Consider the following 10,234-nt stretch of genomic DNA (forward strand, 5'->3'; position numbering starts at 1 on the left):
CAAGTTTTACCGTGGCTCCATGATGACCACAAGCGCCCTGAGTGAGCCGGTCACGCTGGCCGGCATGTCGTTGAGCAGTCAGTTCGTGATGGCGCCGATGACGCGCTCGCAGTCGCCGGGCGGAACGCCCACGGCGCGTACGGCCGGCTACTACCGCCGCCGGGCCGAGAACGGCGTCGGGCTGATCATCACCGAGGGCGTGTTGATCGACCACCCGTCGGCCGGGCACGAGACGGACGTCCCCCGCATGCGCGAGGCGGGCTGGCGCCTGGTCACCGACGAGGTGCACGCCGCCGGCGGCCGGATCGCGGCCCAGCTCTGGCACCTCGGCAGCCAGCGGGAGCCCGTCGACGGCGTACGGGCGTGGACGCCCTCGGCCGTGCCCGAGGCCGGGCGCCCGGCCACCCACGCCATGGCGGCCCGGGACTTCCCGGTGCTCCTCGACGCGTATGCCCGGGCCGCCCGGTCGGCGGTGCGAGCCGGATTCGACGCTGTCGAGATCCACGCCGCCCACGGCTACCTGCTCGACGAGTTCCTGTGGCCCTTCACCAACCGCCGCTCCGACCGTTTCGGCGCCGACCGGGCCGCCTTCCCGGCCGAGGTGATCCGCGCCGTCCGCGGCGAGATCCCGGCGTCGATGCCGCTGATCGTGCGGTTCTCGCAGTTCAAGGAGCGCGACTACGCCGCTCGGATCGCGGAGACGCCGGACGCGCTCGGCGCGATCCTCGGCTCGTTCGCAGCCGCCGGCGCCGACGTGCTGCACGCGTCTCAGCGGCGTTTCTGGGAGCCCGCGTTCGACGGCAGCCCGCTCAACCTGGCCGGCTGGGCCAAGCGGCTCACCGGCCTGCCGTCGATCACGGTGGGCTCGGTCGGCCTGACGCGGGACTTCGTCGGCTCGCCGCGGATGACCGAGCTGCTCGACCGCCGCCGCCGGGGCGAGTACGACCTGATCGCCCTCGGCCGGGTGCTGCTGGGCAACCCGTCGTGGGTGCGCCTGGCCGGCGAGGGCCGCCTCGGCGAGATCAACGATTACCGGAAGGCGGACGAGGATCGCTACTGGTGACCAACTGGATTGGTGATTCTCCAGCGAACGTGAGCGCCAGTTGATGAAATGTGTTGCATGTCCGAGTTTTCTGCGGAGCGTGCGGCCCTGCGTGCCTGGCGTGACGGCCTGGTCAATCTCGACGCCGGAAACCGGCTCCTGAACTTCAAGCGATCCGAGACCGGCTCGATCGACGTCCAGGGCCCGCCGGCCGGCGACGTCGTGCGCGCGGTCCGCGACGGCCGGGAGTACGGCTTCCTCGCCTTCGGCGCCAAGCCCGAGCCCGGCGGCCTGTTCAAGACCGAGCTGACCGCCTCCGCGCTCGGCGGCCAGCTGCGCCGCCTGCTGCGCCGGTCGCGTCAGGACTTCCTCGACCGCGGCGTGCCGGTGCTGCATCTCGCCGCCGGCATGCTGCGCTGGCGCGACGAGGAGGACGTCGCCTTCACCAGCCCGATCCTGCTCCTCCCGGTCGAGCTGACCGCGCTGGGCCCGGGCGACGTGCCGAAGCTGCGGTCCACGGGCGACGACCCCGTGGTCAACCCCGCTCTTTCCGTACGCCTGCGCCGGCTCGGCGTCGAACTGCCCACCGCCGGGAGCCTGGCCGAGCTGGACGTGCCCGCCTATCTGGCCCAGCTCCGCGAAGCGCTCAGCGGCCGCGACTGGCACACCGACGAGACGGTGCTGCTCTCCACCTTCTCGTTCCACAAGGAGGCGATGTACCGCGACCTCCTGGACAACGAGGAGCGCATCGCCGCCCACCCGCTGATCCGCGCCCTCGCGGGCGGCGAGCCGGGCGCCGGGTTCGACCCGATTCCCGCCGCCGACATCGACCGGCTCGCCCCGCCCGAGGAGATGCCGCTCGTGCTCGACGCGGACGCCTCCCAGCGGGCCTGCGTGGCGGCCGCGGTCGAGGGGCGCAGTTTCGTGCTCGACGGCCCGCCCGGCACCGGGAAGTCGCAGACGATCGCGAACATGATCGGCTGCCTCCTGCACGCCGGCAAGCGGGTCCTGTTCGTCTCGGAGAAGGCCGCCGCGCTGGAGGTCGTGCACAACCGCCTCGCGAACGCCGGCCTGGACGGCTACCTGCTCGAACTGCACAGTCACAAGGCGACCCGCAAGGAGGTGGCCCGCGAGCTCGCCGCGGCCCTCGACGACCAGCCGGTGCCCGGCGCCGGCCGCACCGTCGACCGCGAGCAGCTCCGCGAGCGGCGCGAGCGCCTGAGCGGATACGCGGTCGCGATGAACGAGGTGCGCCAGCCGCTGGGCCGCACTCTCTACGAGGTGCTCGGCTCGCTGGGACCGGCCGAGGTCCCACTGCCCGACGTCTCGGTCAACTCGTTGACGCCCGAGTCGCTCGAGCGGATGGGCGAGGCCGCCGACGAGCTCGCCCGCTGCTGGCGGCCGATCTCCGGTGACTTCCTCTGGCGGGACGTGACCGAGCGGGAGCCGCTCGACGAGCGTCTCCGCCGCGCCCGGGCCGCGCTGCGGGCGCTGGCCGAGATCGCCGCCCGCAACCAGGCCGCCGCCGAGGCGTTCGGCGTCACCCGGCCCTCCCAGGCCGGCAAGCTCGCCGCTCTGGTCACCCACGCCGCGCGGCGCCCGGACGGCGTGCCCGGCGAATGGCTCACCACGCCCAGCCTGGAGCCGGTCGGCCGCTCGGCCGAGCGCCGCGGCCGCGACCTCACCGCCGTCCGGCAGGCGCGGACGGCCGTCCGCTCCGCCGCCGGCGTCGAGTGGCACGAACTGCCCGACGTCGTGCCGCCGGCCCTGGAGCCGCGAACGCTCACCGCGGACGCCGCCGAGGAGACGGCCCACCGCCACGTCGAGGACGCCGACGTGCTCGACGAGGTGCTGCACGACGCGGGCCCCATCGCGTCGCGGCTGGGGCTGCCGCCGGTCGTCACGTTCGCCGACCTGTCCCGGCTCGCCGCGATCGCCGACCTGGCGTCGCGGCCGAACCGGCCCGAGCCGTTCTGGTTCGGCGCCGGCGTGCTCGCCACCGTGTCGGCCGCGGCGACCGCGCTGCGCCGCTCGGCCGAGGCGGTGGCCGCAGCCGAGGCGCAGGCCCGCCGCTACTTCCACGAGTCGATCGTCGAACAGCCGGTGGAGCAGCTCGCCGACCGGCTCACCAATGTGCACCGCGGCCTGCGCAAGCTGTTCCGGGCGTACCGCCGGGACTGGGAAGCGGTGGCCGCCTTCGCCCAGCCGTCGATGGCCCCGGCCGAGGCCGTCGCCCATCTGGGCACCGCGGTGGCCTGGAAGGTGGCGCTGCGCGAGCAGGCCGCGGCCGAGCGGCAGTACGCCCCGCTGCTGGGCCGCTACTGGCGGCGCAACGCCACGGACTTCAACGCCATCCACGACGCGGTGCAGGTGGCCGGTGAGGTGCTGCGGCTCTCGCCGCCCGAGGCCGTGCCGCAGGTCGCCGAACAGGTGGGCAAGCCGGTGCCGGGGATGGCACGGGTCGCCGCGCAGGCACGCCGGGTCCGCGAGCCCGGGGCCGAGACGATCCGCGAGGAGATCATCGCGCTGCGCGCCCAGGTGGAGCCGCTGAAGGCGGCCGCGACGGCGCTGCGTGCCTACAGCCGGGCCTGCGAGCGGGAGGTCGACCTGGCCGAGGCGCTGCGGCTGGCCCGGCTGCGCAAGGCCGTCGTGGAGGCGGAGGACGAGCTCGCGTCGCGCACGGACGGGGACGAGACCCTGGCCGGGCTGGGCGAGGGACTGGACGAGGCGATCGGCTGGGCGGCGGCCGCCCGGCGTCTGGCCACGGGCACGGACCGGCCGTTGACCGAGACGCAGGCGGCGGCGCTGGGCGCCTGTGAGGCGGCGGGCACGCTCGCCGAGCGGGCCGGCGCCTGGGAGCAGGCGCGGGACGGCGTCGTCGCCGCGTTCGCGGCCGGCCGGCACGAGGAGATCGGTGCGGCGCTGGACGCGTACACCAGCGGATTGCTGGACGAACTGATCGCCGATCGCGCCGGTCAGGAGGAATGGTTCGGTCACCTCGCGGCCCGGCGGGCGCTCGCCGCCCACGGGCTCGACGCGGCCGTTGGCTCCTGCGCCGAGCAGCGGGTGCCGCCCGAGCATCTGCGCGGGGTGCTCGAGCGGGCGACGCTCGCGGCGTGGGCCGACGCGGTGATCCGCTCCGACCGGCGGCTGCACCCGGGCGGCTCGGCCGAGCGGGACCGGCTGGTCGAGGAGTTCCGCCGGATGGACGCGGCGCTCACCGGCACCGCTCCGGCGGCGATCGCGACGGTCCTGAGTGAGCGCAAGGCGGCCGGGCGCCGGCCGGAGGACGTCGCGCTGCTGCGCCGGGAGGGGATGAAGGAGACGCGGCACCTGGCCGTGCGTGAACTGATCGGGCGGGCGCGGGACACCGTGCTCGCCGTGAAGCCCTGCTTCCTCATGTCGCCGCTCGCGGTCAGCCAGTACCTCCCGTCCGACCTGAGCTTCGACGTGGTCGTCTTCGACGAGGCCTCGCAGATCACGCCGGGCGACGCCGTGAACTGCGTCTACCGCGCGTCGGCCATGATCGTGGCGGGTGACGACAAGCAGCTCCCGCCCACGTCGTTCTTCGCGGTGTCGTCCACCGCCGACCCCTCGGAGGCCTCCTCCGAGATCTCCGACGCCTCCGATGCCGAGGGCGCGGACGAGCCGGCGGAGGACGCGGCGACGGACGTCAACGACTTCCAGTCGGTGCTGGAGCTGGCCAAGGCCTGCGGCGCCTTCCGTACGCTCGCGCTCGCGTGGCATTACCGGAGCCGTCACGAGGCGCTGATCGCGTTCGCCAACCACGCCTTCTACCAGGCGCGGCTGATCACCTTTCCGTGCGCGAACGCGTCCGACCCGGAGTCCGGCGTGGAGCTGATCCTGGCCGGCGGCACCTATCGCCGGGGCACGACCAGGGACAACCCGGTCGAGGCGGAGCGGGTCGCCGAGCGGATCGTGCACAGCCTCACCACCCGGCCCGAGGAGTCGCTCGGCGTGGTCACCTTCTCGGTGGCCCAGGCCGACGCGATCGAGGCGGCCCTCGAACGCGCGGTCGCCAAGCACCCGGGCCTGGAACGCTTCCTCGACGGCGACCGGCTCAACGGCCTGTTCGTCAAGAGCCTGGAGTCGGTGCAGGGCGACGAGCGCGACGTCATGATCTTCTCGATCGGTTACGCTCACGACGAGGACGGGAAGATCACCACCAACTTCGGGGCTCTCAACCAGCGCAACGGCGTCCGCCGGCTCAACGTGGCGATCACCCGGGCCCGGCGGCGCGTGGAGATCGTCTCGTCGATCCGGTCGCGCGACATCCCGGCGTCGGCCAACGCGGGCGTACGGCATCTGGCCGCCTATCTGGAGTACGCGGAGCGCGGCCTGGCGCCGTCGCCGCTCCCGTCCGCCCTCGACCCGATGGCCGAGGAGATCGCCACGGTCGTGGAGTCGTGGGGTTATCGGGTGCGGTCGTCGGTCGGCGCCGACGGGTTCCGCGTCGAGGTCGGTGTCCGGCACCCGGCGCACGACGGCGAGGTGTACGCGCTCGGCATCCAATGTGACGGGCCGCGATACGCCTCGATCACGGCCGCGCGCGACCGCGACCGGATCAGCGCCGAGATCCTGGCCGGACTCGGCTGGCGGCTGCACCGGATCTGGGGAACCGCGTGGCACCGCGACCGGGCGGGGGAGGAGGCCCGGCTTCGGGCCGTCATCGAGGAGGCCGTGGGCGCGCTTCCCGCGTCGTCCGGCCAGTCGTACCGAAGGGTGGATCTTGTGCGGCTTCAACCCGTCTCCTGACCGATTGCCGTATTGACTCGTTGCTGGTTCATGTCCAGCATGGTTCGGGTGACATCAGGGAGCGCCGCGGCCGGTGCCGCGCCGGTCAGCTGTGTCGCTTTCCGTGCCGACGGTCGACGGCTCGCCAGCGGCTCCCACGGTGGCGGAGTCCTCGTGCAGGACACCAGCGACCCGGCCCGACCGACCAGGCTGACCGAATTAGCCCATCGGTCGGCTGTCCTCGGCGCCGCCTTCAACCCGGCTGCCGCCGACCTGCTCGCCACCGGCTCGGCCGACGGCGCCGCCGCGGTCTGGCGCGTGGTCGACGACCGCCCGCCCGCCGTCATGAAGGTCCTCGGCGGTCACCCGGCGCCGGTCACCGCCGTGCACTGGATGCCCGACGGGCAGCACCTGCTCTGTCAGCTCGGCGACGGCCGGGCCACGGTCTGGCACGCCTTCGGCGAGAAGTACCTCGGGGAGGTCGACGACTGCCTGCGCCTCGACGTCAGCGACGGCGGCCTGGTCGCCTCGGTCGGCACGAGCGGCATGGTCTCGGTGCGTGACCTGGCCGGCGACCCTAATCCACTCGCCGCCCGGCAGGCGCCCGCCACGGAGGCCTGCGCATGGTCGCCCGACGCGGCGACGCTGGCGCTGGCCCGGCGCGACGGCGCGATCGAGCTGCGCACGCCTCAGCTCGACCCGATCCGCACGCTTCGACCGGGCACGGCGCCGCTGCGGGCGGTCACCTGGTCCCCGGACGGCCGGTACGTGATCGCCGGCGGGTACGACGGCACCGTCCTCGCCGTCGACGCCACCGACCGGGTGCTCTGGCGGCACACCGATCCGGCCATCCGGCCCCGCTCGCTCGCCATCGGCGGCCGCGCCATCGCGGTCGCGTCGTTCGGCGACCGCCCTTATCTGCTCGATGTCTTCTCGGGTGGCTACTCGCGACAGGAGGCGGGCGAGCCGTCGTCCCCGTCGGTAGCCTTCCGCGACGGCATGATCGTGGCCGACGGCCGCACGGTCACCGCGGGCCCGCTCGGCGCCCGCACGGTCATCGTCGAGCACGAACTGCCCGTGCGGGCGGTCGACGCGCTCGCCGAGCGGATCGTGGTCACCGCGGCCCACCAGGCGATCCGCCTGATCCGCCTCGATCCCGGGGCCTACGAGGTGGAGCTCGGCGTCACCCTGCGCGCCCCGGAGCCGGTGCGCACGGTCGCCCTGCTCGGCTCGGCCGAGGCCACGGTGGTCGTCGCCGCCTCCTACGACTTCCGGCTCTTCGCCTGGACGGTCGACTGGACCGGGCCGCCGGTCGGGCCCCGCCTGGCCGGCGAGTTCGGCAGTGGGGTCGCCACCCTGCAACGGCTCGACGACCAGCGCCTCACCGCCACCGACCACCGGGGTGAGCTCGTGATCCTGGCGCTGGGCGCCGACGGGGCTCTCTCCGCTTAGGACCTCTCGGATCATGGCTGCGGCTCCTCTCGCTCGATTGCCCGAGAAGCTAGCCCTCGCCGCGGTCGCCCGGTGTGCCAAAGGCGCGGGCCTGTGGATAACTTTTCCACTGTGGATAACTCTGGATCTTGGCCGGCCGGAGTCTAGGGTCGGGGACGCACGTGTCGGTGGGCGAGGCTGAGCGGAGCGTTCGGCCACCGGATTGACTCGACAAAAGAGTGTTCTGAAGCCGCGGGGCCTACTTCGGCTCGTGCGAGGGCGCCGCATGAGGAGACAAGCCGTCCAGCAGACGCTGGAGGCCCCAGCGGAACTGTTCCGTGCCGACCCAGGTGGCCATGACGCCGGCGGCCGAGGCGGTGCGGGGATAGGCGTCGACCGGCACCTCGCTGAGGGCGGCCCGGCGCGCGTCGACCCGCTCGGTCTCCGGCGGCAGGGCGCCCGGCCCCGGCACGTCGGCCACCTCGAGGGCGATCGCGCCCAGGACGAAGACCATGACGGCGTACGAGCCGCGCGCCGCCGCCGCCGGATCGAGACCGCCCTCGGCGAGCAGGGCGAGTAGGCGCTCGCCGAGGCGCAGCGGGCCGGGGCCCTCCAGCGGGCCCCCGATCAACAGGGGGACAGCGCCCGGATGGGCGACGAGCCGTCGCCTCAGCTCCAGCGCGAGCTGTTCCACCTCGGAGCGCCAGTCGTCGGCGGTGATCTTCTCGGGAAGATCCAGCAGGAGTTCCACCAGGGCGCGCTCGAGGGCGGCCTTGTCGGCGAAATAGGTGTAGACCGCGCTCGGCGCCGCACCGAGGGCGGCCGCCGTGCCGCGGATCGTGACCGCGTGCGGACCGCCCGCGTCGAGCAGCGCCAGGGCGGCGTCCAGGATCTCGGCTTCGGAGGGCACGTGCCGCCGCCCCGGTGTGCCTTTTCCCGAAGCTGACAAGCCTTCTCCCTCGCCCGGCGCGGTCAGGCGCGCAGGCGGGCCGCGGCGGACACCGGGTCGAAGCCGAAGGGGAGCTCGAGGCGGTGGGCGCGCAGCAGGTCCTCATCGGCCAGCAGGCCGGGGGTGGGCGCGTCGGCGACGATCCGGCCGGCGTCGAGGATCACCGAGCGGGGGCAGAGCTGGAGGGCGTACGGCAGGTCGTGGGTGACCATGAGGACCGTGACGGGAAGCGGCTCGAGGATCTCGGCCAGCTCGCGGCGGCTGGCCGGGTCGAGGTTCGAGGAGGGCTCGTCCAGCACGAGGATCTCGGGGCGCATGGCCAGCACGGTGGCCACCGCGACGCGGCGGCGCTGGCCGAAGGAGAGGTGGTGGGGGATCTGGTCGCGGTGCTCGGACATGCCGACCGCGGCCAGCGCCTCGTCGACGCGGGCGGTGAGCTCGTCGCCCCGTACACCCAGGTTCTGCGGGCCGAAGGCCACGTCCTCGGCGACCGTGGGCATGAAGAGCTGATCGTCGGGGTCCTGGAAGACGATGCCGACCCGGCGGCGGATCTCGGCCAGGCCGGCCCGGTCGGCCGGGTCGACGCGGGCGCCCGCGACCTCGATGGTGCCGGTGCCGCCGTGCAGGATGCCGTTGAGGTGCAGCACGAGGGTGGTCTTGCCGGCGCCGTTCGGCCCGAGCAGGGCGACGCGCTCGCCGGCCGCGATGGTGAGGTCGACGCCGCGCAGGGCGACGTGACCGTCCGGGTAGGCGAAGTTCACGCCGGCGACCCGTAGCGCCGTTTCTGTGTCGCTCATCCCGGTCATCATCCCAGGGCCGCCGCCAGGGCGATTCCCGCGGTGGCCGCGGGCAGGGCCGCGGCGGCCAGCCACTGGCTGGTGGGGGCGTGGTCGTCGGCCGTGCGGGGGAGCCGGCCCTGATAGCCGCGGGCGACCATGGCCAGATAGACGCGCTCGCCGCGCTCGTAGGCCCGCAGGAACAGAGAGCCGACGCTGACCGCGAAGGCCTTGGCCTGCCAGAGGAAGCGGGGGTCGTAGCCGCGGGCCAGGCGGGCGATGCGCATGCGGCGGGCGTCGTCGGCGAGCACGTCGAGGTAGCGCAGCATGAAGGTGGCGATCTGGGTGAAGACCGCGGGGCAGCGCAGGCGGTCCAGGCCCAGGATCAGGTCGCGCATGGTGGTGGTCGCGGCCAGCAGCAGGGAGGCCAGGACGCCGAGGGTGCCCTTGGCGAAGATGTTCCATGCCCCGTGCAGGCCGTCGACCGACAACGACATGCCCAGCCAGGTGATCCGCTCGCCCTGGCCGAAGAAGGGCAGGGCCACGGCGAGCAGGACGAAGGGGAGTTCGATGGTGGCCCGCTTGGCCAGCCAGGGCGCGGGCACGCGCGCCGCCACCGCCACTGCCGCGATGAGCACGAGGTAGCCGCCGAAGGCCCAGAACTCGGTCCGTGGGGTGATCACCACGATGATGGTGAACAGCAGGACCGCGACGATCTTGACCTCGGGTGCGAGCCGGTGGACTGGGCTCTCGCGCAGCAGGTGCAGGGGGTGTGCGTGCCCGGCGCCCATCAGTTGCCGGCTTCGGAGGTGTCGGCCGCGGTGTGACCCCGCCGGCGGGCCAGCCAGAAGATGCCGCCGCCGATGGCGAAGGTGATCAGGACGCCGAGGACGCCCGAGAGGCCCGTGGAGAGGTACTCGTTGTCGATGCCTTTGATGCCGTAGTCGGCCAGCGGGCTGTCGGCGAGCTGGTGCTCTCCTTCCTGCTGGGCCATGCAGGTGCCGCCGGTGATCTCGCCGTCGGCGTTGAAGGTGCAGCCCTCGCGGGCGGTGTAGTCGAGGCCGTCGGGGCTGCCGGAGGCGAAGCTGCTGGCCACGCCGGCGAGCAGCAGGGCCACGAGCAGGCCGCCGGCCAGGAACCATCCGAGTCGCTTGCTCATGCCGGGGCTCCCACTTCGACGTTGAGCGGCTTGCGGAAGCGCCGCAGGGCGTAGACGAGATCGGGGCGGACGCGGGCGACCGTGGCGACCGTGGTGGCGGCGATGATGCCCTCGCCGATGCC

General features: G+C 73.6%; 7 protein-coding genes and 1 pseudogene. 3 read left to right on the top strand and 5 right to left on the bottom strand.

Annotated features, from left to right (window positions below):
- The first annotated feature begins 19 nt into the window (after nt 1-19).
- From ACFY36_RS48570 to ACFY36_RS48580, 3 genes are read left to right on the top strand one after another with little or no spacing between them, the layout of a single operon-like run.
- Complete coding sequence (locus tag ACFY36_RS48570; RefSeq protein ID WP_499752723.1) at nt 20-1,063, top strand: oxidoreductase; 1,044 nt, start codon at nt 20-22, stop codon at nt 1,061-1,063.
- A 57-nt stretch (nt 1,064-1,120) separates the two neighbouring features.
- Entirely contained in the window at nt 1,121-5,818 is a 4,698-nt protein-coding gene (locus tag ACFY36_RS48575) for a PDDEXK-like endonuclease domain-containing protein (protein ID WP_499752724.1), read from the top strand.
- 48 nt (nt 5,819-5,866) lie between these two features.
- Entirely contained in the window at nt 5,867-7,249 is a 1,383-nt protein-coding gene (locus tag ACFY36_RS48580) for a WD40 repeat domain-containing protein (protein WP_499752725.1), read from the top strand.
- Nucleotides 7,250-7,487: 238 nt separating this feature from the next.
- Here the strand turns inward: ACFY36_RS48580 and ACFY36_RS48585 are convergent, their stop codons facing one another.
- The 5 genes and pseudogenes from ACFY36_RS48585 to ACFY36_RS48605 form a co-directional block, all read right to left on the bottom strand.
- Nucleotides 7,488-8,177 (bottom strand): TetR/AcrR family transcriptional regulator C-terminal domain-containing protein, encoded by a 690-nt coding sequence (locus ACFY36_RS48585; protein WP_499752726.1) that lies wholly within the window; start codon nt 8,175-8,177, stop codon nt 7,488-7,490.
- Nucleotides 8,178-8,200: 23 nt separating this feature from the next.
- The gene (locus ACFY36_RS48590; RefSeq protein WP_499752727.1) at nt 8,201-8,974 is read right to left on the bottom strand and encodes an energy-coupling factor ABC transporter ATP-binding protein; all 774 of its coding nucleotides are present in this window, start codon (nt 8,972-8,974) and stop codon (nt 8,201-8,203) included.
- Nucleotides 8,975-8,982: 8 nt separating this feature from the next.
- Nucleotides 8,983-9,744 carry a cobalt ECF transporter T component CbiQ gene (gene cbiQ, locus ACFY36_RS48595; RefSeq protein WP_499752728.1) on the bottom strand — a complete coding sequence of 254 codons (762 nt, stop codon included), beginning with the start codon at nt 9,742-9,744 and terminating at the stop codon, nt 8,983-8,985.
- Entirely contained in the window at nt 9,744-10,112 is a 369-nt protein-coding gene (locus ACFY36_RS48600) for a PDGLE domain-containing protein (protein WP_499752729.1), read from the bottom strand. The genes cbiQ and ACFY36_RS48600 overlap by 1 nt, the downstream gene beginning before the upstream one ends.
- Nucleotides 10,109-10,234: pseudogene (locus ACFY36_RS48605) on the bottom strand (cobalamin biosynthesis protein CbiM); the annotation flags it as partial. The pseudogene ACFY36_RS48605 and the gene ACFY36_RS48600, both read right to left, overlap by 4 nt.

It is taken from the genome of Actinoplanes sp. NPDC000266 (assembly GCF_042899005.1).
In the GTDB taxonomy this organism is placed as follows: Bacteria; Actinomycetota; Actinomycetes; order Mycobacteriales; family Micromonosporaceae; genus Actinoplanes.

What these genes read in the sequence shown, in the direction of transcription:
- ACFY36_RS48570 (WP_499752723.1), top strand. Translation starts at nt 20, where the DNA reads ATGATGACCACAAGCGCCCTGAGTGAGCCGGTCACGCTGGCCGGCATG.
- ACFY36_RS48575 (WP_499752724.1), top strand. Translation starts at nt 1,121, where the DNA reads ATGTCCGAGTTTTCTGCGGAGCGTGCGGCCCTGCGTGCCTGGCGTGAC.
- ACFY36_RS48590 (WP_499752727.1), bottom strand. Translation starts at nt 8,974, where the DNA reads ATGAGCGACACAGAAACGGCGCTACGGGTCGCCGGCGTGAACTTCGCC.
- cbiQ (WP_499752728.1), bottom strand. Translation starts at nt 9,744, where the DNA reads ATGGGCGCCGGGCACGCACACCCCCTGCACCTGCTGCGCGAGAGCCCA.
- ACFY36_RS48600 (WP_499752729.1), bottom strand. Translation starts at nt 10,112, where the DNA reads ATGAGCAAGCGACTCGGATGGTTCCTGGCCGGCGGCCTGCTCGTGGCC.